The organism is Halobacillus kuroshimensis DSM 18393, from assembly GCF_000425705.1.
Classification (GTDB): Bacteria; Bacillota; Bacilli; order Bacillales; family Halobacillaceae; genus Halobacillus; species Halobacillus kuroshimensis.
The window spans coordinates 138,345-161,029 of record NZ_AUDY01000013.1; the positions used below are offsets into that span (position 1 = coordinate 138,345).

21 protein-coding genes and 1 pseudogene are annotated in these 22,685 nt (G+C 46.6%); 2 read left to right on the forward strand and 20 right to left on the reverse strand.

What is annotated here, in order from left to right:
- Position 1 precedes the first annotated feature (1 nt).
- The 4 genes from H615_RS0116620 to H615_RS0116635 form a co-directional block, all read right to left on the reverse strand.
- The gene (locus H615_RS0116620; RefSeq protein WP_027956196.1) at positions 2 to 1,063 is read right to left on the reverse strand and encodes a phosphotransferase family protein; all 1,062 of its coding nucleotides are present in this window, start codon (positions 1,061 to 1,063) and stop codon (positions 2 to 4) included.
- Between the two features lie 10 nt (positions 1,064 to 1,073).
- Positions 1,074 to 1,472, reverse strand: coding sequence for an acyl-CoA thioesterase (locus H615_RS0116625; protein ID WP_027956197.1), 399 nt, complete (start codon positions 1,470 to 1,472; stop codon positions 1,074 to 1,076).
- Positions 1,473 to 1,484: 12 nt separating this feature from the next.
- The gene (locus H615_RS0116630) at positions 1,485 to 2,357 is read right to left on the reverse strand and encodes a 3-hydroxyacyl-CoA dehydrogenase family protein (RefSeq protein WP_027956198.1); all 873 of its coding nucleotides are present in this window, start codon (positions 2,355 to 2,357) and stop codon (positions 1,485 to 1,487) included.
- Positions 2,358 to 2,432: 75 nt separating this feature from the next.
- Positions 2,433 to 3,212: an SDR family oxidoreductase gene (locus H615_RS0116635; RefSeq protein ID WP_027956199.1), complete on the reverse strand. Its 780-nt coding sequence runs from the start codon at positions 3,210 to 3,212 to the stop codon at positions 2,433 to 2,435.
- Between the two features lie 431 nt (positions 3,213 to 3,643).
- Here H615_RS0116635 and H615_RS22905 point away from each other — a divergent pair, with 431 nt between their 5' ends.
- Both H615_RS22905 and H615_RS0116645 read left to right on the forward strand, forming a co-directional pair.
- The gene (locus tag H615_RS22905; RefSeq protein WP_425307008.1) at positions 3,644 to 4,045 is read left to right on the forward strand and encodes a CotY/CotZ family spore coat protein; all 402 of its coding nucleotides are present in this window, start codon (positions 3,644 to 3,646) and stop codon (positions 4,043 to 4,045) included.
- Positions 4,046 to 4,202: 157 nt separating this feature from the next.
- Positions 4,203 to 5,039: an STAS domain-containing protein gene (locus H615_RS0116645; protein WP_027956201.1), complete on the forward strand. Its 837-nt coding sequence runs from the start codon at positions 4,203 to 4,205 to the stop codon at positions 5,037 to 5,039.
- Here H615_RS0116645 and H615_RS22910 read toward each other — a convergent pair.
- The 16 genes and pseudogenes from H615_RS22910 to H615_RS0116725 form a co-directional block, all read right to left on the reverse strand.
- Positions 5,036 to 5,293: pseudogene (locus tag H615_RS22910) on the reverse strand (hypothetical protein); the annotation flags it as partial. The gene H615_RS0116645 and the pseudogene H615_RS22910 overlap by 4 nt on opposite strands.
- Before the next feature lie 199 nt (positions 5,294 to 5,492).
- On the reverse strand, positions 5,493 to 6,272 hold the full coding sequence (locus tag H615_RS0116655; RefSeq protein ID WP_027956203.1) for a hypothetical protein: 780 nt from the start codon (positions 6,270 to 6,272) through the stop codon (positions 5,493 to 5,495).
- 283 nt (positions 6,273 to 6,555) lie between these two features.
- Positions 6,556 to 7,815 (reverse strand): glutamate-5-semialdehyde dehydrogenase, encoded by a 1,260-nt coding sequence (locus tag H615_RS0116660; RefSeq protein ID WP_027956204.1) that lies wholly within the window; start codon positions 7,813 to 7,815, stop codon positions 6,556 to 6,558.
- Positions 7,816 to 7,835: 20 nt separating this feature from the next.
- Positions 7,836 to 8,966 carry a glutamate 5-kinase gene (gene proB / locus H615_RS0116665; protein WP_027956205.1) on the reverse strand — a complete coding sequence of 377 codons (1,131 nt, stop codon included), beginning with the start codon at positions 8,964 to 8,966 and terminating at the stop codon, positions 7,836 to 7,838.
- Positions 8,967 to 9,005: 39 nt separating this feature from the next.
- Positions 9,006 to 9,848: a pyrroline-5-carboxylate reductase gene (proC, locus tag H615_RS0116670; RefSeq protein WP_027956206.1), complete on the reverse strand. Its 843-nt coding sequence runs from the start codon at positions 9,846 to 9,848 to the stop codon at positions 9,006 to 9,008.
- Positions 9,849 to 10,204: 356 nt separating this feature from the next.
- Complete coding sequence (locus H615_RS0116675; RefSeq protein ID WP_051254752.1) at positions 10,205 to 10,534, reverse strand: thioredoxin family protein; 330 nt, start codon at positions 10,532 to 10,534, stop codon at positions 10,205 to 10,207.
- A 62-nt stretch (positions 10,535 to 10,596) separates the two neighbouring features.
- Positions 10,597 to 11,211, reverse strand: coding sequence for a DUF421 domain-containing protein (locus H615_RS0116680; protein ID WP_027956208.1), 615 nt, complete (start codon positions 11,209 to 11,211; stop codon positions 10,597 to 10,599).
- 218 nt (positions 11,212 to 11,429) lie between these two features.
- On the reverse strand, positions 11,430 to 12,251 hold the full coding sequence (locus tag H615_RS21555) for a hypothetical protein (protein ID WP_156896513.1): 822 nt from the start codon (positions 12,249 to 12,251) through the stop codon (positions 11,430 to 11,432).
- Between the two features lie 121 nt (positions 12,252 to 12,372).
- Positions 12,373 to 13,353, reverse strand: coding sequence for a bifunctional UDP-N-acetylglucosamine diphosphorylase/glucosamine-1-phosphate N-acetyltransferase GlmU (gene glmU / locus H615_RS21560; protein ID WP_051254754.1), 981 nt, complete (start codon positions 13,351 to 13,353; stop codon positions 12,373 to 12,375).
- 20 nt (positions 13,354 to 13,373) lie between these two features.
- Positions 13,374 to 13,544, reverse strand: coding sequence for a hypothetical protein (locus H615_RS22390; protein ID WP_156896514.1), 171 nt, complete (start codon positions 13,542 to 13,544; stop codon positions 13,374 to 13,376).
- Positions 13,545 to 13,552: 8 nt separating this feature from the next.
- The gene (glmS, locus tag H615_RS0116700; RefSeq protein WP_027956209.1) at positions 13,553 to 15,385 is read right to left on the reverse strand and encodes a glutamine--fructose-6-phosphate transaminase (isomerizing); all 1,833 of its coding nucleotides are present in this window, start codon (positions 15,383 to 15,385) and stop codon (positions 13,553 to 13,555) included.
- Positions 15,386 to 15,434: 49 nt separating this feature from the next.
- Positions 15,435 to 16,793 carry a nucleotide sugar dehydrogenase gene (locus H615_RS0116705; protein WP_027956210.1) on the reverse strand — a complete coding sequence of 453 codons (1,359 nt, stop codon included), beginning with the start codon at positions 16,791 to 16,793 and terminating at the stop codon, positions 15,435 to 15,437.
- Positions 16,794 to 16,819: 26 nt separating this feature from the next.
- Positions 16,820 to 17,638 carry a response regulator transcription factor gene (locus tag H615_RS0116710; RefSeq protein ID WP_035532533.1) on the reverse strand — a complete coding sequence of 273 codons (819 nt, stop codon included), beginning with the start codon at positions 17,636 to 17,638 and terminating at the stop codon, positions 16,820 to 16,822.
- Positions 17,639 to 17,664: 26 nt separating this feature from the next.
- Complete coding sequence (locus H615_RS0116715; RefSeq protein WP_027956212.1) at positions 17,665 to 19,092, reverse strand: glycosyltransferase family 2 protein; 1,428 nt, start codon at positions 19,090 to 19,092, stop codon at positions 17,665 to 17,667.
- Positions 19,093 to 19,108: 16 nt separating this feature from the next.
- On the reverse strand, positions 19,109 to 20,275 hold the full coding sequence (locus H615_RS0116720; RefSeq protein ID WP_027956213.1) for a HEAT repeat domain-containing protein: 1,167 nt from the start codon (positions 20,273 to 20,275) through the stop codon (positions 19,109 to 19,111).
- Between the two features lie 15 nt (positions 20,276 to 20,290).
- Positions 20,291 to 22,432 carry a hypothetical protein gene (locus H615_RS0116725; RefSeq protein WP_027956214.1) on the reverse strand — a complete coding sequence of 714 codons (2,142 nt, stop codon included), beginning with the start codon at positions 22,430 to 22,432 and terminating at the stop codon, positions 20,291 to 20,293.
- Positions 22,433 to 22,685: the final 253 nt, after the last annotated feature.

Sequence of the window (22,685 nt, forward strand, 5' to 3'; positions counted from 1 at the left end):
CCTACAGCCCCGCCGTTTCTTCCGCATGATGAATCAAGTTATTGACAAAATGATTCATTTGGGCAAATCTTAGATCCTCTGTCTGACCATTTTTATACCGGAAGTAAATCTGCTGGATAATTCCAGCCAGCTTAAAGTAAGCAAATGTCAAATAGACATGGATGTCGTCAACATTCCGGCCGCTCTTTAAAGAGTAAGCGTTTACAAATTCATCCCTGGTAAAAAAACCATCCTTTACAGTGACCGGCGGTCTGCCCAGCCCTTCCTGCAGCATCGGTGGATCATCGGATTGGATCCAATAGCTGAGCGCTGCTCCCAGGTCTGCAAGCGGGTCTCCGACGGTTGTCATTTCCCAGTCAAACAGCCCGACCATTTCAGCATGATTCCGCTTACTGAACATGGCATTGTTCAACTTGTAATCATAATGAATAACAGAAGCTGCTCCGGATAAAGGGATATGATCCACCAGCCACTTCTTCAGCCGTTCTCCTGAAACAACATCGTCCGTCCGCGAACGGTCGTACCGTTTAATCCATCCGTGTACTTGACGCTCCATAAATCCATCAGGCTTCACCATATGGGCGAGTTCTGTTCTCGAATAATCCACAGCATGAAGTTCGGCAAGCTTGTCCACCATCGTCTGTGAAATCCGCCTTCCGAGCTCCGCATTCCCTTCTACTCCCTCTGGAAAGTGTTTATCATAGACGATTCCTTCTCTACGTTCCATAATGAAAAAAGGGGATCCGAGCAAATCACCAGATTCAAAGAGAAAAGGTCTCGGGGCCAGTGGATAAACTGGATGAAGCGCCTGGAGTACGGTATATTCCCGCTCCATATCATGGGCCTTTGGAGCAACCGGTCCAAGCGGCGGACGCCTCAGCACAACCTTCCAGTCTTCTCCCGCAGAAAGCTCATACGTTAAGTTGGAGTGTCCGGCACCGAACTGTCTGATGGTAAGCTCCTCGTCCGGCATATTCAAGCGTTCTTTCAAAAAAGGAATCAAGATCTCATAATCCAGCTCTTCACCTTTACGCACTGCCTGCGTATCTTTCGTATCGGCCATCCGACCCCTCCTATTTCACAACGGGCTTATGCTCCTCCAGACGCTTTCTCATTTCCTCTGTAAATGGAAGGCTTCTCTGTTTTTCAAAATCAAACTGCACGATGACTGAACTTCCCTCAGCCACGACTTCCTGTGAATCTTTCTCCACCATCTCCTGGATCAGATGAAAACTGGAGTTTCCGATTTTTGCTACGCTGCTCTTTATGATCAGGGTCTGATTGAAGTACACCTGCTTAAGAAAATCACATTTGGCAGAAGCCAGAATGAAATTCCACTCCTCCCCGACAAGCTTCAGTTCTTCGAAAAATCGAATGCGGGAATCTTCCATGTAAACAAAGAAATTGCTGTTGTTCACATGGCCGAGCATATCCGTCTCACAAAATCGTACTGTTACCTCTATCTCGTGCATGCCCTACTCCTCCTACTGATTCACCTTCGTTTCATACGTATAAAAGCCCTTCCCTGTCTTCCGGCCCAGGTCACCCGCTTCCACTTTCTCCGTCATCGTTCTTGGTGGAAGGTTGGCAGGATCACCAGTTTCGTTGTACTGCTGCTGCATCACATAACAACCGACATCGATGCCTGACAAGTCCATGAGCTCGAAAGGACCGATCGGATGACTCAATGCCTTGCGGGTGATTTTATCGATATCCTTGAAGTCTGCGTACCCACCTTCATACAGGCTCACCGCCTCTTTCTGGATCGCAAAAAGAATGCGGTTAGCGATAAAACCTGAAATCTCTTTCTCCAGTAAAACAGCCGTACGGTTCAACGCCCGGCAGACGTCCATAGCGGAATCTGCTGTCTCCTGTGATGTATGCTCCCCTTTGACCACTTCCACACAGTCCATAACAAGGGGAGGATAAAAGAAGTGCATGTTACAGACCTTTTCTGGACGTGAAACCACATCAGCGATTAACGAACTGACAATTGTAGAAGAGTTGGTAGCCAGCACTGTATGAGAAGGGACAATCTCATTAAGCTGGGCAAATACTTCCCGCTTCACATCCAGCTTTTCCACAACGGCTTCGATGACAAGGTCAGCCTCCCCCGCCGCTTCCCGCAAGTCGGTCGTAAAGGAAAGACGCTCAAAGGCTTCAGCTTTTTCCTGTTCAGAAATTTTGTCCTTGTTCACCCATTTCGCCATGATCTGCTCCAGCTTGTCCTTCGCTTCCCCTAAAGCATTGGGACGGACATCCTGCACATACGTATCAAAACCGGCAAGCGCTGACAGCATGGCGATTTGATGCCCCATACTCCCCGCTCCAATTACTGCGATCTGTTTCATCTTCATGCGATTCCTCCTCTAAAAACTTGAAAATCAGCCCTTTTATCCCGTGTAAGTCTGCCCTTTACCAAGCCGTTCTTATCAGCACGAAGCATGCATACCGCCATCAACGACAAGCACATCCCCTGTCACATAATCAGACGCACGGGAAGCCAGGAAAAGAGCCGCTCCTTTCAAATCCTCATCCGACCCGAAGCGGTTGAGAGGGGTGCGGTCCAGAATGAATTCTCCTCCCTGTTCCAGTAGTCCTTTCGACATTTTGGTAGGGAAAAATCCAGGAGCAAGGGCATTCACTTGAATATTGTGGGCTCCCCACTTTACAGCAAGGTCCTTCGTGAAGGTGATGACCGCCCCTTTACTCGCGTTATAGCCGATCGTATCCATGAATCGAGGGTCTGCTCCGCCAAGCCCCGCTACAGAAGCGATGTTAATAATCTTGCCTGACTTTTGATTCACCATGATCTCTCCGACCTTCTGAGACATTAAGAACGTCCCTGTCACGTTGACATTCATCACTTTTTGGAAGGCTTCCAGCGGCATTTCCAACGTCGGCGCCCCCCAGCTTGCCCCGCTGTTATTGACGAGAATATCAATGGTGCCGAACTTTTCCACCGTTTTTTGAACGACATGCTCAATGTCTTCTACGTTTGTTACATCACAACCATAAGCGGCTGTCCTGACTCCGTATTCTGCTTCAAGCTGCCGGGCGGTTTCCTCACATGCCTCTCGTTTCCGGGAGCAAAGGACGAGATTCGCGCCCGCCTCTGCAAATCCTTCAGCCATCTGTTTTCCAAGCCCTCGTCCCCCGCCGGTTACGAGCGCCGTCTTCCCCGATAGATCGAACAACTCCTTCACATGCATCAGCTCACTCCTTAAAAGTTCAGTTATGTAACATACCAAACGGTTAGTATGTTTCCATTCTACTCCCATTATTCTGAAAATTCAACCAGAAAATGAATGAACATTCACCTTTTACAGATGCAATCAAGAAGGGTGCTGTCCCATTTTTTATAGAAGAAAAACACAAAAAGAATGCCAGTGTACGCTGGCATTCTTTAAACGGAAGGTCTTCCTTGTATATGCAGGCTACAGCTGCCGCTTTTCCTCCCGCTGTCCTATACCTTATGCATCCACCTCTCCCCCCGGATTGGCCTTTGTCCTATATCAGGCTCTAACAGGACGGAAGCACAGCCCTTTTTTCCTGTCCGGAATAGAATATAAGAGATCGAATAGAAAGGAGGATACTGCCTTTGAAACACAATTCTTACAGTTGCTGTTCCGTAACAAGGACGGTGGCAGCCATCATAAAAGCCCAGAAAATAGTGGCCGGTCGTCACTCTGAAACGAGCTGCCGCACATCAATCGCAGCTCTGCGCGGTGATTATCAGCACCGACAAGGAAATACGACCATTCCATTTATGTTGTACTGCAAAGATGGACAACGCTTCTGCGGTAATGGGATCAAAGAAGAGGAGGGCAGATTTGTATGCTTTACATCTTGTATATTCAAAGCGGTCAGTCTCTCCCCCGACCACTCCTGTGCTGTTCTGGAGCTGCTGATTCAGCACGAAAGTCCTTCCTGTCACAGCTCTTCCCACTCCTATACAGCATCCGGAACATGTATGACAGTCGACCTTTCCTGCTTCTGCTCCATCCGATGTTTAGGAACCACTACTCCAAGGAAAACATGGTAGACGTGGATGAATAGATCTGCACCAGTCCTGAGGTTGTTTTATTTCCTTACTCAGCCGCCTAAAGATGGAAAATACAAGGGATACCTTATATAATAAAATTATCTATGATGCTCTCCGGATTTTATGAGAGGCTCAAGTAGAGAGAGGAGCTTCCCCATTGAAAGCCAACTTAGCATTTCGCGAATTTCTATTGAAGAAAGCGTCGATTCTAACAGAAGAATGGTATAATTCCCTCGATCAAAGTTCGGTTTCCGGCGTCTACGCCTCCCGTGATCAGGCAACCATTGAAAACTTGAAATCCCAAAACTTTGCATTTCACAAACACCTGGCCGAAATCTTCACTCTGGATAAAGAGGCATTTCTCGCTCACATGAACGACTGGATCGTGGAAATTGGACGGGACCCCCACCATCTTGAGACCCCTACACACGAAATCATGCGGGAATTCATGCGTGTCCGTATCCAATACCTGGATTTCCTCAAGGAATTCATTGAAACCCAGAATGTCAACGTAGACAGGGATAGAGAAACACGCTGGACCCGTCTCCTGGTGGATGCCTTCGATCAGATCATGTACCAGGTGGTCGAGGAAAAATCCAATTACTTGAACCGTACGATTGAAAAACAGCAGTCGACCATCAATGAATTGAGTTCTCCATTGATTCAACTGTCGAATGACCAGGCACTCCTGCCTCTTGTCGGGAACATTGATACCGACCGGGCCGCTGCCATCCAGGAGAATATACTGAGAAAATGCACCGACCAGGATGTAGACTTGCTGTACATAGATTTGTCAGGAGTCTATCTCGTGGACACGATGGTTGCCCAGCAGATTTTCCAGCTGATTGACAGCCTCCGCTTGATCGGAGTATCCTCAACGGTCGTCGGCATCCGTCCGGAAATTGCACAGACCGCTGTTTCCCTCGGCCTCGACTTCAGTCACGTGACGACGACAGCGACGTTATCGCAGGCAATGGCCGGTCAAACCTTTTAAAAAACCAGCTTGTAGAGAAACTTATGTTTCTCTACAAGCTTTTTTTCTTTCTTAACGACAGAAGCGAAAGCCCCTTGGGAGTTCTTTAACATCGAAAAAGACTCTTCTTCCCCCCCCCCGCTCACCCTTGCTGGATGGAGGACATTCTTTTTCATATTCCGGCAGGCAGCCGTCATCAGCGGCTGTTCCTTTACCTTTTCTTTTCCACGCAAGCGGCCACAGCTCAGCCCATGCCGTTCTTTTGAATCTGCGAACCTGTGCACACGAGGAGCGTTCGGTGGTAATGCCTGCGGGAACAGCACCGGCCGAAGACCCACTTGGGCAGGCGACCTTCCTGACCAGGTCAGCTGAGGGCTTGCCCGCGGCATTCATCCACCGATAAACGGAAAGTGAAATGGACAACTCTAACTGGGTAACACAGGCTTTTTCTACAGCCAAAAACCAGCTTCCTGATCAAACAGGATGCTGGTTTTTTAATTCGAAGATCATGCGCTCCAAAAACGGAAGGGTATCGTTCTTCCCTTTCCACACCTTTTGAAGCCACACAGACTCCTCTTCTATTAAGTGAATAAGAACATTTACAGCTGTAGGATGCTCCCTCAGAGACAAGTGCTGGTACACCTTTTGCAGCTTCTTTTTAACCCCGGCAGGAAGGGATTGATCTGCCGTTTTCAATCCAAGCTGCGCACGATCGGGAGCATAATGCTGGAGAAGGACCTTCGCTGCATTCAAAGCCAGATCATTCAACACTTTACATGCCCACATATCATTCCCGCGATCGGAAGCTTTTTTATACTGCAGTAAAAAAAAGGTGACATCATCAACCGCATCCTGAAAATCATGTTCATCTAAATAAAGCTGCTGTTCCTGTTGATGCTTTTCCATTCGTCCTTCAGGATCGTACAGCACCCGAATGTAATCCTTATGGATAAGCGTTTCTTCTGTAACTGTAAATAGATCCACGTGCAGGAGGTTATCATAAACCGCAATCACCTGTGGAGCAATGATGAAAATTTCATCATAAAACAAAAGGGGTTGATAACATAAAAGATGTGTTCTTCTCTTCTTTAGAAATGCATGCTGTTCCTCTTCATCCACAAGGACGTAAAGATCCACATCTGAATGGACATCTTCTTCCCTTCTGCCCATGGATCCTTTTAAAAAGACAGCCTTAACGAGTGAATCCCCTTTTAAGCTTTCCAGCAATACCTCTACAGCCTCTCCCTGCCTCATCGCCACCCCTCCTGTAAAAATATGATTCCAACATCATACAATGATTGGGGATTAAAGTAAATGACCACAGGAGATGGGAGAAATAAAAAGTGAGTCCCCTTTCCTATGCGCCTCCTTGATCAAAAAGAATCTTCTTTATTCAGTCATCCGAGCCACAAAGTGTTTCGTCCTTAAGCGCAACGTTTCTTCGTTATCCCTGCTGTTCCAACCCATTTTTCAGTTACATAAAAAAACAGGCTGTCGAGAGAATATTCTCGACAGCCTGAAAAATGCTGATCTCCGTTTATCGGATTTGACCGTTTCCTTTCATGAGGAACTTAATCGTTGTCAATGCCGGCAGTCCCATTGGTCCGCGGGCATGAAGTTTTTGCGTGGAAATACCGATTTCCGCTCCAAATCCAAGTGCCCCGCCATCTGTAAAGCGTGTGGACGCATTGTGATAGAGAGCCGCTGCATCAACAAGCGCAAAGAAGTGATCGGCAGCTTTTTGGTCTTCTGTGACAATGGCTTCAGAGTGCTTCGTTCCATACGTTTCAATATGCGCGATTGCATCTGTCAGATTGTCTACAGCTTTCACCGCTAGATCTGTGCTCAAATATTCATTAGCCCAGTCTTCTTCTCCAGCTGGAACAGCGCCTGGAATCGTATCAACGATGTGCTCATCGCCATGAACAGCAATGTTGTGCTCTTTCAATGCAGCGATTAAGGCATCTTGATGCTCTTTCAACCAGCTTTTGTGAACAACCAGCGTTTCTGCTGCGTTACAAACAGCCGGACGGTCGGTTTTTGCGTTGATCAAAATGTTCAGTGCCTTTTCCACATCCGCCTGTTCATCGATATAGATATGGCAGTTGCCGACACCTGTTTCAAGAACAGGAACCGTGGCGTTTTCCACGACAGCCTGAATCAAACGTCCGCCTCCACGTGGAATCAATACGTCGATATGCTCTTTCATTGTAAACAGTTCGTTCGTAGCTGCACGATCTGTAGAAGCGATGAACTGTACAGCTTCCTTAGGCATCTTCGTCTCTTCAAGTCCTTTGTGAATGACTTTTACAATAGCCTCGTTTGAGTGAATAGCAGACGAGCCGCCTTTCAGCACAATCGCATTGCCTGATTTCAAAGCGAGTCCTGTAGCATCGACGGTCACGTTCGGACGTGCTTCATAAATCATACCGATCACACCGAGGGGAACGGTCACTTTCTCTACCTGCAGTCCATTATCCAGCGTCCAGTCTGTCAGGACCTGCCCCGTTGGATCTTCCAGTTCTGCGACGTCACGAAGCCCCTGGGCAAAATCCTGCACTCGTTCTTTGGACAAGGAAAGACGGTCCATGAACGCATCCGTAAAGCCTTGCTCGCGTCCATTGGCCAGATCTTTTTCGTTGGCCTGCAGAATGCTTTCGTATTCACGTTCAAGTACATCAGCCAGATGAAGCAGCGCTTCATTCTTTTCTTCTTTTGAAAGGATCATCAGCTGTTTGGATGCTTTTTTCGCTTCTATTGCCTGAGCTTCCACATTTACATTCATAGTTACAGTCATCAAAGACCTCCTTGAGTATTTTAAACGCCTACGGGCATGGATACTTCGAGATGGCACACAAAATCTTTCTGTTCAACGGCAGCCTTATCATAAGACTCGAGTTCAGGTTGTGTCAGATTGATCATGTTCTTCATTTGTTCAGAAGAATAGTTGACTACGCCTAAGCCGATTTCTTCACCGTCCAGATCATGGATTCGTACCACAGCACCTTTTTCAAAGCGCCCTGTGACATGGTGAACATTCGCCGGCATCAAGCTCTGTTTCATGTCGACAACCGTTTCTTTTGCACGGTGGTCAATGATTACTGTGCCTTCCGGTCCGGAGTTAAAAGCAATCCACTGTTTCTTCTGATCGAGGTTCTCAGCATCGGTCGTAATTTCAAAGTACGTGCCTACAGCATCCCCGTAAACCGCATCATAGACGATGTTCGGTGTATTGGCCTTTCCTAGGAAAGAAGCGATACCGGAAGCCATGGAAATTTTGAAGGCATCAATTTTCGATTTCATGCCGCCTGTTCCGACCGCGCTTCCCGGATCACCTGCTGCAGCTTCAATTTCAGGGGTAATCTCGTGGACTTTATCAAGCAGTTTTGCATCGGAGTTTTTTCTAGGATCAGCATCATAAAGTCCATCAATATCTGATAGGATAATCAGCTGATCAGCGTCGACAAGGCCGGCGACCTTTGCTGAAAGGGTGTCGTTATCTCCGAACTTCAGTCTGTCGATCGTAATGGTGTCATTTTCGTTTACAATAGGGATAATTCCGCGTTCTAGTAGGACATTGATGGTGTTACGTGCGTTGTTGTAGCGGTTTTCATCAGAGAAATCACTGCGCGTGATGAGGATTTGGGATCCCATATACCCGTGGGATAGGAATAGATCAGAGTACGATTCCATTAAGAGTCCCTGACCGATGGATGCGGCTGCCTGTTTTTCCGGCAGGGTGCTTGGACGCTCCAGGCATCCCAGCTTCCGGTAACCCGCGGCTACCGCGCCTGAGGAGACAAGGAGGACTTCATGGCCGTCGTCCTTCAAACGGACAACTTCATCGACAAGTTTTTCAAGTTTACGACGGCTGATTTCACCGTGTGCACTGGTTAATGAACTGCTTCCAATTTTTATAACGATTCGTTTCTTAGTTTGACTCAACATATCACTCCTGTTTAACAATTTTGCGTCAGTCAGCTGTATTTATCTACTGCCTACGAGAAGTCCTTCAAGTTCTGCACTTAGTTCTTTGGATCGGGAAGCTGCACCGCGTACGGCCTCTGAAATCGCTTGACCGCCACCGCTGGCTGCAAGCGCATCGAGTCCTGCTGCCGTTGTACCATTCGGTGAAGTTACGTTCTCCCGAAGCTCTGCCGGGGACTCATCACGTTCCAACATCATCTTGGCGGCACCAAGCAGTGTCTGTGCTCCAATTTCACGAAGCGTTTCCGGATCCATACCTTCTGAACGGCCTGTTTCTTCAATATGCTCCATCAAATAGTAGAAGTAAGCAGGTCCGCTTCCGGCGATTCCAGTGAAGACATCCATCTTCTCTTCTTCTATGACGAAGACTTCACCAATTGAACGAAGCAGCGCTTTCGTAACTTCGACGTTCTCCATGTCGGCAAACTGCCCGGGGCACACGGCCGTGGCTGATTCACGCAGCATGCTGGAAGTGTTCGGCATCACGCGGACCACCTCCTGGCGGTCATTCAGACGATCTTCCATATAAGAAGTAGAAATACCGGCAAGAACAGATACAAGAACTTGGTCCGGGTTCAATTTATTTTTCAAGTCTTCCAAAACAGCGTCAATATCTTTCGGCTTCATCGCCAGAATGAACTGATCCACTTCAGCGAAATTCAATTCATCTTTTAATACTGTACGGACGCCGTATTTATATTGAATGTGGTTTAAACGTTCCTGATTACTTCGGTTGGTTACAATGATCTGTTCAGCTGGAATATTACCCGATTCCACCATTCCTGAAATCATCGCTTCTGCCATAGATCCTGCACCTAGAAAAGCAATCGTTTGTTTAATCATTTGGGTTAATCTCTCCCGTTCGCATTTTTGTTCGCTTTTTCTCTAAGACGTTTTTCATCATAACACTGGCAAAAACAGATTCAAGGGCTTTTCTACAAGTCGGGTCTATATTCGTCAATTAGTCCGTGTAAACGGTTTCAAAGAGAGATATTTCGCAGTCATCGCTTCTCATCGGAAATAATCTCGTCTCATGGATGTATTTGCGCCTTGAATTTTTAAGAAATGCTCGACAAAACCGAATTGTTGGAATAATCATTTATTTTCTCTTTTTCTTTCCCCACTCATCTGAAAAACCGCCCATTCCTTTTTTATGCATAAAAAAAGCTGCTTCTGGTCAAAGGACCAGAAGCAGGCGTTCAGCTTTCGTTTATAAAATGATTTAATTTAGCGAGCTGCTGATTGAGTTCACCGATCGGCACGAAGCGGGCTTTCCGGAAGAGCTCTTTCCCTTCCGAATAGACAAGAACGGCCGGTACAGTCATCACAGAGTAATGACCGGCAACCTGGGGTACTTCATCTGCATTCACGTGGCGGGCCTTTATGCTCGGATAATCAGCCAGCAGATCCTCCACTTGAGGTAGAAGACCATGACAAACGGAGCAGCCCGGTCTGGATACATAAACAATCGAGAGCATTTCCTCATTTACAAAAGCATCTAAATCTTCAATGGAGTGTATATAATCCATTTGTCTCACCTCGAGTTCATTATATCAGCTTCTAAACCAAAATTCCTTTCACACGCCTCTTTCTACTGAAGACGTGGAGGGAAAGGCTGCTCATGATACTTGTTTTCGACTTCCTTAAATAAATCCTCACCGGACGGGCTTTCTGAGGAAGGCTGGACTGCTTGATCCGGATGCAGCTTGGAAGCCAGCAGATGAAGCTGCTGCTTTAAGTCTTCCACGTCCTGCTTGGTCGCAGGCTGCTTACTTTCTTTCAGCTCAAAACCGAGCTGGCCGTTCGGCTCAAGGGTGGCCGATTTCAAATCTTGAATACAGGAAACACTCGACTGACGGAGTTTCATTTCCAATTGGTCCACAGTGAAACGAAGCTTCTTCAAATTCTTTTCGTTCAGCTGGCCATTTTCAATAATGGAGACCGATCTTCCTGTTAGAAAACGTTCCATAAAATCAAATTTCACCTGGGAATATTCCATCGCCATCAGGGTTAGGACAAGCACACCTCCGACACCAAACGTCACCCAGATGTTTTTTCCTGCTACCGGCTGAATCAATAACGACCCGATGGCAATCATAATGACCGTCTGGGACAAGGTCATCTGGGAAATCGACTTCCGGCCGGCGATGCGCAGAATAATCGTACCTGCAAGAATGATTAATACAGCTTTCCATATCCAATCCATAAAAGACACCTCGATTCCATACGAAGGCTGAAAACCTGATTTAAAACCCGAACCAGCTTCTCAAACCGTCCGCTTATGTACCCAATCGTTTCCTATCTCCTTCATACGTTGTCCTGAACAGATGAAAATATCCCCTTCCGCTCCACGGCATCCAAGATTCGGGAGATAAAAAAGCTTATAGAAAAACAAGGTTTCTCTACAAGCAGAACATCGTTCCCCTATTCTTTGTTCCGGTAAAGCTTCCAATAGCTGTAGTCATGGACAGCGATCCCCGCATAGCCGGGGTGTCCGGAAAAGCTTTGGTTCAATCCGTTCAACTCCTGTTCCATCTGACCAGGTGCGCTGTCATAGAAAGTGGTATAACTGCCTTCATCCGTCTTGATGACATTCACAGCAATAACCACCGATTTATCTTGATTGGCTGCCTGTTCGATGAGAGGGGAAGCAATATGTTTAATTCCGTTTTTTCCTTCCGTATAATCCCTGTAAGCCATAATCGTCATGGAATCCAATTGAGACAGCATCCATGAGCTGAGCGATTCACTTTCCCCCGGCACTTGTAAATCATTCACCCAAAATGGAAAATCTCCACTCAATTGAAGATCCTGGCCTGTTTTTTCAACTTCTTGTCTTAGGAACGTGACATTACCCATCCATTGAGCAATCACTTCATCCCTGGCCGCATCCCACTCAGGCAGAAGGTAAGGCTCGATATCCATATGGATCCCTTTGAATCCTGCTTCATTTGGAACGTCTTGATTATAATTCCTGACCAAAGAAATAAAGGTAGAGAGACTATCCTGATGTTTGTCCAGCGCCCAATTAGGATCACCACCAAGGGCATACACTTGGATATTATGGGCGGAAGCTTCTTCTATAAACGCCTTTACACGCTCCCTGTCCAATCCTTTTATACTGATGTGCAGATAGATTAAATTCACTTCCTGCTCTTCAGCGAATTCTATATTATCCTCTATGCTTCCTTCCATCTCGTCCAAATCCCAGATCCAGGTAGCCTTCACTTTTGATGGCTGACTCATGTATATGCCCACCCCAACGATGAGAAGAAACAGCATGACCGATCCCATAATGCTTTTTCTTCTGGAGAATTTTTGTTTAAAGAAAGACCTTTCAGCATTGAAAGGTCTTTCTTTCTGTAATTTAGTTAACATAGGGCAGAGAACTGATATCATTGGTTCTTGAGAAATTTTTAACTTTTGTACGGTCCGCCGCTTCATAATTCTCCAGATCCACGTCCGGACCGATGATGCAGTTCGTTCCTATTTTCGTTTTTCCTCTTAAATGCGTCCTCGGTTCAATCACCGTATCGATGCCGATAGTTACGTCAGCACCTATGTAAGTAGAGAAGGGATCAATAATCGTTACTCCATTTTCCATATGAAATTCAATGATGCGTTTCTGTAATATCTTCTCCGCCTTCGCAAGCTGGGTTCGATCATTAATGCCGAGTCCTTCTTCAACGTCCGGCATCCGGGCTGCTGAGATTCGCTCCCCTTTTCGCTGCAGGACCTCAACGACGTCCGGCAGATAATATTCCCCCTGCTCATTGTCCGTTGACACAAGATCCAAGGCTTCGAATAACAGCTGGTTATCGAAACAGAAAATACCTGAATTCACCTCGTTGACGGCACGCTCCTGCTCGGAAGCATCCTTTTCTTCAACAATCCGTTCCACCTGTCCCTGTTCATTACGAATAATCCTTCCATAGCCCGCGGGGTCGTCCGGCTGCATTGTCAGAATGGTAGCGGCTGCGTTTGTCTCCTGATGAAGTTCCAGACAATCAGCTAACGTTCCGCTGGATATGAGCGGCGTATCTCCTGTAATGATCAGCGTACTGCCTTCACGATGACCCAGCTGCTCATGAGACATTTTCACGGCATGAGCTGTGCCGAGCTGTTCCGCTTGATAAGCATAATCTACGGTCGAACCCAGCTGTTCCTGTATTCGTTCACTCTGATGACCCACGACGGTAACGATCTCATCGATGGAAAGGTGCTTCAGCTGATCAATCACATGTTCGACCATAGGTTTTCCACAAACCTTATGAAGAACTTTCGGAAGATCGGATTTCATCCTTGTTCCTTTACCTGCAGCTAATACAACAGCAAACGTTTCACTCATCTTTTTTCCCCCATTCTTATTTATTCCTCGATTGGCTGGATAATTGGCCTTAACTGCTCCATTACCTCATCAATAATCTGACGGTCGGTTTGGATGCTTTCGTTTTCCACCTTTTCATATACCCCCAGCATCAGCCCTTCTAAATTACTTTTATTCAGTTTTGTCTGCTGCCGTTCCATGACCTCCATCATTTGGATGCCTACTCGACCGTAACGCTCTTCGCAAGGTTTCTTGGTTTGTCGACATCGTTACCAAGAGCGAGCGACGTATAATAGGCGATTAATTGTAAAGGAATGACCGTCAGCAGCGGTGTCAGAATAGATGGAGTGTTCGGAATATAGCACGTTTCATCTACATACTCCCATATATCCAGATTGCCTTCTTCTGCGACCCCCAGTACCTGCGCTCCACGGGCTTTCACTTCCTTAACATTCCCGAGCATTTTCTCACTCACTTCATCCTGTGTAATTAGAGCAATAACTGGTGTGCCTTCTTCGATCAAGGCAAGCGTTCCGTGCTTCAATTCCCCTGCTGCATAAGCTTCCGAATGAATATAGGAGATTTCCTTCAGTTTCAAAGATCCTTCCAGCGCTACCGCATGATCCAGTCCCCGCCCGAGGAAAAAGACACTTTTGGCATCTTTGATGGAATCACTGTACCAGCGGATTCCCTGAGAGTGCTCCAGCATGCCCTCGATTTTCTCCGGCAGTTCGATGATGGACTCAATCAGCTGCTTGTATTTTTGTTCCGTGACGGTTTGTTTACTTTCGGCAAGATACAGACCTAATAAGTAAAATGACAGCACTTGTGTGGTGTACGCTTTTGTAGAAGCTACAGCAATCTCAGGGCCGGCCATTGTCAGAATCACTTCATCTGCTTCACGGGCGATGGAGCTTCCGACAACGTTCGTTATGGCCAGGACATTCGCTCCAAGACGTTGACTTTGACGCAGTGCGGCCAGAGTATCTGCTGTTTCTCCAGATTGGCTGACAACAATGACCAATGTCTTCTCGTCTATGATCGGGCGTCGATAGCGGAATTCCGAAGCCACTTCAACATCGACTGGAATACGTGTCAGCTCCTCGATCACATGTTTACCGATCAATCCTGCATGATAAGCTGTCCCACAGGCTACAATCGTGATTTTGTTCCATTGCTGAATGGTTTCAGGTGACCAATGCAGTTCCTCAAAGTCCACACGTTTCGCTTCCTGATCAAGACGGCCGGTCATTGTTTTCCGAAGTGCCGTTGGCTGTTCGAAAATCTCTTTCAGCATAAAGTGGTCATACCCATTTTTCTCAGCCTGTTCCATATCCCAGTCCACACGGAAAATATCGCGCGTCAATTCCTTTCCTGTCTCCGTTTCCATCAGCGTGACCCCTTCTTTTGAAAGGATTGCCATCTCGCCGTCTTCCAAAATATAAACATCACGTGTATGTTCAAGCAGAGCGGGGATGTCGGAGCTGATCAGGGATTCTCCATCGCCGGATCCGATGATGAGGGGACTGGCTTCACGCACAGCATACAACCGCTCTGGATCATGCTCAGAAACAATTCCAAGCGCATAGGCTCCTTCCAGTCTATCTACCACTTTCTGGATGGTCGAGACCATTTCTCCATCATATAAATGAGAGAATAGGTGTGAAATCACTTCGGAATCCGTTTCAGAAGTAAAGGAATAGCCTGCCTCCTTCATTTCCCGCTTAATTTCCATATAGTTCTCAATAATACCGTTATGGACGACAGCAAATTTGGATTGCTCATCCAGATGCGGATGGGAATTCTCATCTGAAGGACGCCCGTGTGTAGCCCATCGGGTATGACCGATTCCGATCGACCCAGCAAGCGGAGCCCCCTCCAATTTTTCTTCCAACACTTCGAGTCTTCCTTTAGACTTCTCATGCTGAAGGGTTTCCCCGTCGTTCAATGCGATACCAACAGAGTCATAGCCGCGATATTCCAGCTTACGCAGTCCTTCTGTTAATACACGCTGTGTTTCTTTATCTCCAACATATCCCATGATTCCGCACATTGTCGTTCATCCCCTTTATAATAAGTAGTTTTAAGCTTTCTGTGATTGATTACAGAGCAATGGATTCGTGCTGTTTTTTGTTCACTTTCGAAGCCGTCCCAAGTTTATGAATGTGTGGTTGATCGAAGGCTTGGAAAGCGTTTCTTGTATCTACAATCGGAACTCCTAATTCCGCCAGTTCATGATAATCAAAGTCGCTGTGGTTCGTGACCATAACGAGGCAGTCGTACTCTTTCAACTGTTCTTTATCATAAGGAACCGAGTGGACGACTTCTCCATCATCATCCAGGAAGCTGTGGGCATGAGGGTCATGATACTCCACGTTCGCTCCGTTTTCTTTGTATAGTTCATAGAGATACAGCCCCGGCGATTCACGGAGATCACTGATATTCGGTTTATAGGCCATACCGAGAATAAGGATTTTAGAATCATTGATGGACTTCCCATGAATATTCAATACCTGTGACGTCTTTCCAACGACGACGTCCGGCATATTGCTGTTGATCGACTGGGCCAGATCGATGAACTTGCTATAGAATCGGAATCCTTTGGCTTTCCAGGACAAGTACATCGGATCCAGAGGGATACAGTGACCGCCGATTCCCGGTCCCGGTTGGAACTTCATAAAGCCGAATGGTTTCGTTGCCGCTGCATCAATTACCTCCCACACATCGATATCCATACGTTCACACATCATTGCAATCTCGTTGACAAAAGCAATATTGACGCTTCGGAACGTATTTTCAAGAAGCTTGGACATCTCTGCAACTTTTGGTGATGTCACAGGAACAACGTTTGGAATGTAATTTCTATAGAGAAGCCCTCCGACTGTATTACATTTCTCTGTCATACCGCCCATAACTTTCGGCATGTTATGCGTGTTGAAGGACTGATTCCCAGGATCCACTCGTTCAGGTGAATAACAAAGGAAGATATCTTCGCCTTCCACGTACCCCATACGATTGAATTCCTTCAAAATCAGCTCTTCGGTCGTCCCCGGATATGTGGTACTTTCCAGCGTCACGAGCATCCCTTTTTTCATAAAAGGCTTCATGCTGTTGATCACGCCTGTAATATAGGAGGTATCCGGATCCTGGTTCTCACTTAATGGGGTAGGTACACAAATGCTGACAGCATCCAGGTCTTTAACGACTTCATAGTCACTTGTTGGAAAGAACCGATCCGTGGCAAGCGCCTGCTGCAAATCGTCATCCGCAATATCGTTGATGTAGGAATGCCCCTCACGCAGCGACTCAATCTTCTTCTGGTCCAAATCGATGCCACATACGTTGAATCCTGCTTTCACCATTTCGACAGCCAGTGGCAGCCCGACATACCCCATACCGACGACTCCGATGTTTGCTTTCTTCATTTCAATCTTCTGAGACAGCTGTTCAAAATATCCCATTCCTGATCCCTCTCTTTTTATAAGATTTATTTAGAAACGCTCACGAGTCTTTTCATCCGTGCTTCAAGCTCTACAAGTGAAAAGGGCTTGGTCATATAATCGGAGACACCATAATCAAACGTGCGCCTCACGTCTTCTTCTAATTGTTTATTTGTAAGAACTATGATTTCTGTCGACTTTTTGGAATCTTCGTCGATGTTCTTGATTTGATTGATGAACTGATAGCCTCCCAGAGCGGACAGATTGATTTCCGTAATAACAAGATCCGGCAGGACATTTTGATAAACATCCACACCCGTTTTCCCGTCTTCTGCTGTATGGACGACATACCCTTTCCCCTGCAAGTAGTTTGTCAGCAACTGGACTAAGCTTTGATCACTATCGACAAGCAGCACGGATTTCGTTGATTGATCCTTTTCCTTCTGTCCTTGATAAACATGGATATCGTTCGTTTGGTGATTTCCATCAATGATTTTCCAAAGCATATCAAACATCATTTGTTCTGCGTGGTCGCTGTTTTCAGGAAAGCTCCCCACCCATAAATCTCCGGTAAGCTGGCGGTTCCGGCTTAACACATCTTTCACGTGCAGCGATAGAAAATGGGTATATGCCAAGGCACAGCCATCTAGCAGTATGCCAAGAATCTTTTCCTGTGGATCGTAACTGACTTGAAAGGCGGTACCCGGCTCTTCCTTTTCCAAATACGCTTCCATTTCCCTGACCCCTGCTTCATTCATATCTGCACGGGCCAGAATCATCCCGCATGATAATTGGCTGCTCTGATAATAGTGAAGAAAATGATTAAACGATTGAATGATCCGGGAACCAATATGAGTCGCTGCCATTTTCCACCCTCCTTTTTTTAGTTCGGCTATGCGGCCTTTTCCTTGTCTTCGTCCTCATTCCAACTGGTTCGTACCATCGTTCCCCAGGAGTTGTTTTTCCGCATAAAGTCGATATGACCGAGGAACCTCCATAAAATCCCCAGTTGACGGTATCCGAAGAACATCAAAACCGTGTACAAAATCATCTTGAAATAATCGCGTACTCTCGGGTAGCGCTGAAAGGCCATTTCCTCCAAAAGCAGCGAACCTAAGCCAAGCAGTGTCCCGTACAGAACATTAATCAGCATGAAGATTCCCATGAGCTTCCATCCGGTCATGTCCATGAAGCTGTAGCCGAGAATGGCGAGAAAACCTGTAATTCGGAAATAAGGGCTCAAAGTTTCAAAAATAATGTTATATGGGATCGTTAACATACCCATGATCTTGTATTTCGGACGCATGAACATGAAGCGCCCTTCTTCAATCATATTTTTCAAATTTCCACGGCCCCAGCGTTTACGCTGACTGCCGAGAATCTTGAACGTGTCGGGAGCCTGCGTCCAACAGACCGCATCCGGACAAAAATCGATTTTGTAGGGAAGCTTGTGATCCAGCATGTAGCGGTGAAGCTTAATGATAATGTTCATATCCTCCCCTGGGTAACCCCCGCGGTAGCCTCCGACTTTTACAACGTATTCCTTCTTAAAGACACCGAAAGCACCGGAAACGATAATCAGGCCATTCACGTCACTCCAGCCGATCCGTCCGCCGAGAAACGCTTTTAAGTACTCCACCGTCTGGAACATCGGCAGCAATTTTTTCGGAAGATTGACCTGCTTCACCATCCCGTTTTGGATGCGGCAGCCGTTGGCAATCCGGACGTTACCCCCAATCGCCACATTCTCCTCAGGATTTTCCATATATTTTCTGGCAATCCGGATCAGCGCATCTTCTTCGAGTAAAGAATCGGCATCGATTGATGAAATCAATGAGTAATTCGATAAGTTGATGCCGGCATTCAGGGAATCTGCTTTTCCACCATTCTCTTTATCTACAAGATAGAGGGTTGGATAATCCGGATTGTAGTAAACCCCTTTGACCTCAGCTGTAGCAATCGTATCTTTGATCATATTCGGGGGATGATATTTTAATTGGAACTCCTCGATTAAGGTATCGAGAGTTTTGTCTCCCGACCCGTCATTCACCACAATCACTTCAAACTCCGGGTAGTGGAGCGCCAGCAGGGATCTGACATTTTCCTTAATGGTCAGCTCTTCATTGAATGCAGGCACAAGAATGGAGATCGGCGGGACATGCTTCGATCCGGACAGGGCCTCATACTTTGAGTAGAAGGTTTCCTTCATAATTCCAAGTATTCTCCGGAAGGAAAATAAGATAATTCCGAAGTAAATGGTGTTGATCGTAACTACGTAATACATGGCAAAAATTCCATAGAACAATAAAATTTCCCGCATCCTTCATCCTCCTTTCTTACATGACGTTTGTTAATGTCTGGTGATTTTCAAAATACTTCTTGTATAGAAACTCTTTATGGTTGTGACTCATAATATCCTCGACATGAGAAGATGCGGCTGCTGACTGCTTCAAATCTTCTTCGATGAATTCTCTGGCCAAAGCCCTTCCATGCTCACTTCCATTTCCAACAGCCAATTGACACAGGGCTTCAAACCCTTCGTCTCCCATACGTACTAAACTGGCTGCACTCGCACGAGCGACCATCCAGTTTACATCTTCCATCCGTGTTGATAACAAGGGAATGTATTGGATGAGACCAGACCTCCCAATCCATTCAGCAAAAAGTCTGCGAACCTCCCAATCCGGGAAAGCAAGATAAAATTGAACATCCTCTTCGGATAAATCGACTGAGGAAATCAGCAATTTGGCCGCATTCATACGAATGTCACGATCATCCGACTTCGTCAGTTCCTGAATACGATCAGGCAGATCAGCCTTCACGCTGTTCTGAAGACCAATAAGCCCCAGCTTCACATATTTTGGATTCTTTTCATGCAGGAATGTGATAAATAACTGTGTTAAATCAAGTTCGGATTCCCTAGTGATGTCTGCTGTCAAATGAACATCCTGCTTCCCATTCTCAATAAGGAAACGCAGCAGATCACCCATTTCACTTAACTGTGTAGCCGTTTGGGCAGCCGCCCGTGCATAAATGAAGGAGGAAGAATCCACACGCTTCTTATACAGCAGGGAAAGCAGAGAAGATGTAGCTTCCGGAGCCCTCAATGCTCCAAGGTGATACGCGGCATCCAACCGGACAAGCGGCCGATGACTGCCCAAGCGTTTTAAGTTGTGTTCGACCAGCCCGAGATCCCCGCACAGCCTTAACAACCGGTGCCGGTAAACCCCATCCAGGCGATTGATCCATTGGACAAGCTCGCTCTGCAGCACTCGGCGTTCAAAGGTTGTCAGAGAGCCGCCGGGGGTTCTTAACCGATCTTCTTCTCCTAAGTGCATTTGCACATAATCCAAATAATCTTTATGTCGAACCAGACATTGCACTCTCCGCTTTTCTACACGTTTTTTATTCCATTTCAAACTCAACGTCGCCATAATGAATATAGTCATGAGAATGAGTAAAACCCCAATCATGTAGTAAGCGATTTGAACGTTGATATACATGGAGAACCTCCTTCCTTATTGTTCCAACCCCTGTAAGGCTTCTTTCATCATGTAATAGCTCGCCTTTCTTTTTTCTTCATACGCTGTTTCCTGCCATTTCTTCCATTCATAAAGCGGATACGCCTCTGTTGAAACGTGGTTGCTTAACCCAAGGATTTCCTCTCGTTCTTTGTCATAGATCCAGGGGAGGAGGCGGATGCCATCCACCGTCTCCTTAGGGAGATTCCCTTCCATCTGCTCAGAAGAAGGATAACCGACCGCCTGTTTTGTACTTGGATCTGAGAAACCTAACAGTCCCCATGGAATTCTCATCTCCAGCACACGGCCTTTGATTTCCCAGTCGGCCTCTTCCTGATTCACAAGGGATGCACGGTTCATCTGCCCCACCTCTACGTCTTCAAATGGAATTTCCTCCTGTGTCAATGGATGCCTCAATGGTAGACTGACAGCCATTTTCCAAGGTTGGAAGGTTCCCTCCTGACCGCTGCCGGAAGCTTCTTCGTAGAGACGCGTATGGAAATCATACGTGGATTCAATCAACACTTCACTTTTTTCCCATTCACTGAGACGTATCATTGTCTCCAATCCTTCTTCCAGTTGAACGCCTTGGAGGAGTGGAGGAGTATCTGTTCCTCCATCCACACTATCGACACCGATATAAACGGACTGTTTTTCCAAGTCGATGTCCTCTGGTAATCTGGCGGAAACGTACACATATCCTTCATCATGGGTCAGGTTCAAATCGGTGAGCGGTGTAGAAATTTTCTCCACGTCTTTCTGCTCCAGCTCCCGCCAATCATCGAGCTCTCCATCAATCTTCACATCATCAGCTTTTCCCGGGTACATGCCTAAAACGCCGTAGGATTCTTCGGCAGATAACGCGTTAAACCAGAACGCCTCCCTGTGGTCCGTACTCGAAGGCATGGCATTCCACGTTTTCTTAAACCACTCATCCTGCCAGGTGAAAAGCAGGGCCCCCGAGAATCCTTCGTTGTATATATGGTGAAGCTGATCGACAGCATGTTTTCCCTGTTCTTGTTCACTATGCCCGCCCTGATCACGGCCGAGAGGGCCATTGTGAGCACTTCCTCTTGATGAAGGAACTCCGAATTCACTGATCATGACAGGAAGCCCATCATGGTAATCTTTCAAATCTTTCAAGTATCCGAGGTATGTATCTACCTTTCCATCTTCATTTTTTACGTCGTCGTACTCATCGGTGAACCTTAAAAAGTCCGGATAGTACGGGTAAGCGTGATACGAAGCAAAGTAGCCGGCATCCCAGTTCGTTTCCTCGATATGTGTGGGATCGACACTCACCATATCCTCTCTTTTCTGGGGTTCCTGCGGATGTTCCAGAGGATCCGTTGTCATCCAATTTGTAAAGGTCATCGGATGCTGCCACCCTCTTTTACTTTCCTGCTCTGCTGTGTAATCTAAAAGTTCAGCTAACCAGCTTTCAAAGGGGGAGGCATTTTCGGTGGTTCCAAAATATGTGCCACTGAAAGCTGGATCATCGCTGTGTTTATCATTGGTCTGTTGAACAAGATCTGGACTCCATTCCGTTCCAATATGCCAGGCAGCCAAATAAGGACCGGCATCCGCCGTATAGTCCCCGCTTGCTTTCCCATCCTGCTCAGGTATCTGGATATCTCCATAAACCGCTCCTGCAGCATGATCAATCTCCTGTTTAAAAGCCTGCAGCACACGGTTGGATAAAGCATCTCCCGTGTCATCCATGATATTCACCGGTGACCAGACCCCCTGCATGAAATAAAGAGGATCCCCTTGGGCAGCTTCGTTGTACTCCACCAGCGCTTCATAGAAAACAGGAGGGTGGATCGTATAAATCCGAATTGTGTTCACTCCCATTTCATCGATCATTTCAAACCAGCGGAGGTAGTCGTCTTTAGAAATGGGAAGTTCTCCTGGGAAATGGCCGGGCAAAGTGGCTCCCATGTTTATCCCTTTAATAAAAAGCGGTGACCAGCTTTCATCCCGATAGACTTCGAATTGATCGTCCTGCGTACGAAATGTCATCTGGCTGCCATTTTGAAGCTGTTCACTTTCTGTCATCTTCGTTGATCCCACTAAAAACCAGCTGCCAGCCACTGTCATAAAAAAGAGAAAAGCGAGCCCTTTCCCCTTCCATCTCATTTATCTCCCTCCTTCGTATTTTGCATTAGAGAAAAACTTTTTAGTGTTGCAAACTTAATGTAGAGCGTTTAGATTGTTAGTGTATTGCCTCGCTACGTTTATAACGCTAACACGGGGGTCCGGACACTTCATCGAAAACCCAGTTTCGGAACAGCGAATTTCTATTTCGGCACCCCCCCGCAAAAATCCGACAAAATCCGATCTTTTTTCATCAGGGGGGTGAACTCCGGGTTCAGAAGCGGGGATAGATGAA

Excerpts from the sequence above, each read along its gene's own strand:
- H615_RS0116620 (WP_027956196.1), bottom strand. The coding sequence starts at position 1,063 with ATGGCCGATACGAAAGATACGCAGGCAGTGCGTAAAGGTGAAGAGCTG.
- H615_RS0116625 (WP_027956197.1), bottom strand. The coding sequence starts at position 1,472 with ATGCACGAGATAGAGGTAACAGTACGATTTTGTGAGACGGATATGCTC.
- H615_RS0116630 (WP_027956198.1), bottom strand. The coding sequence starts at position 2,357 with ATGAAGATGAAACAGATCGCAGTAATTGGAGCGGGGAGTATGGGGCAT.
- H615_RS0116635 (WP_027956199.1), bottom strand. The coding sequence starts at position 3,212 with ATGCATGTGAAGGAGTTGTTCGATCTATCGGGGAAGACGGCGCTCGTA.
- H615_RS0116655 (WP_027956203.1), bottom strand. The coding sequence starts at position 6,272 with ATGAGGCAGGGAGAGGCTGTAGAGGTATTGCTGGAAAGCTTAAAAGGG.
- H615_RS0116660 (WP_027956204.1), bottom strand. The coding sequence starts at position 7,815 with ATGACTGTAACTATGAATGTAAATGTGGAAGCTCAGGCAATAGAAGCG.
- proB (WP_027956205.1), bottom strand. The coding sequence starts at position 8,966 with ATGTTGAGTCAAACTAAGAAACGAATCGTTATAAAAATTGGAAGCAGT.
- proC (WP_027956206.1), bottom strand. The coding sequence starts at position 9,848 with ATGATTAAACAAACGATTGCTTTTCTAGGTGCAGGATCTATGGCAGAA.
- H615_RS0116675 (WP_051254752.1), bottom strand. The coding sequence starts at position 10,534 with ATGGATTATATACACTCCATTGAAGATTTAGATGCTTTTGTAAATGAG.
- H615_RS0116680 (WP_027956208.1), bottom strand. The coding sequence starts at position 11,211 with ATGGATTGGATATGGAAAGCTGTATTAATCATTCTTGCAGGTACGATT.
- H615_RS21555 (WP_156896513.1), bottom strand. The coding sequence starts at position 12,251 with ATGAGTCAGCCATCAAAAGTGAAGGCTACCTGGATCTGGGATTTGGAC.
- glmU (WP_051254754.1), bottom strand. The coding sequence starts at position 13,353 with ATGAGTGAAACGTTTGCTGTTGTATTAGCTGCAGGTAAAGGAACAAGG.
- H615_RS22390 (WP_156896514.1), bottom strand. The coding sequence starts at position 13,544 with ATGATGGAGGTCATGGAACGGCAGCAGACAAAACTGAATAAAAGTAAT.
- glmS (WP_027956209.1), bottom strand. The coding sequence starts at position 15,385 with ATGTGCGGAATCATGGGATATGTTGGAGATAAAGAAACACAGCGTGTA.
- H615_RS0116705 (WP_027956210.1), bottom strand. The coding sequence starts at position 16,793 with ATGGGATATTTTGAACAGCTGTCTCAGAAGATTGAAATGAAGAAAGCA.
- H615_RS0116710 (WP_035532533.1), bottom strand. The coding sequence starts at position 17,638 with ATGGCAGCGACTCATATTGGTTCCCGGATCATTCAATCGTTTAATCAT.
- H615_RS0116715 (WP_027956212.1), bottom strand. The coding sequence starts at position 19,092 with ATGCGGGAAATTTTATTGTTCTATGGAATTTTTGCCATGTATTACGTA.
- H615_RS0116720 (WP_027956213.1), bottom strand. The coding sequence starts at position 20,275 with ATGTATATCAACGTTCAAATCGCTTACTACATGATTGGGGTTTTACTC.
- H615_RS0116725 (WP_027956214.1), bottom strand. The coding sequence starts at position 22,432 with ATGAGATGGAAGGGGAAAGGGCTCGCTTTTCTCTTTTTTATGACAGTG.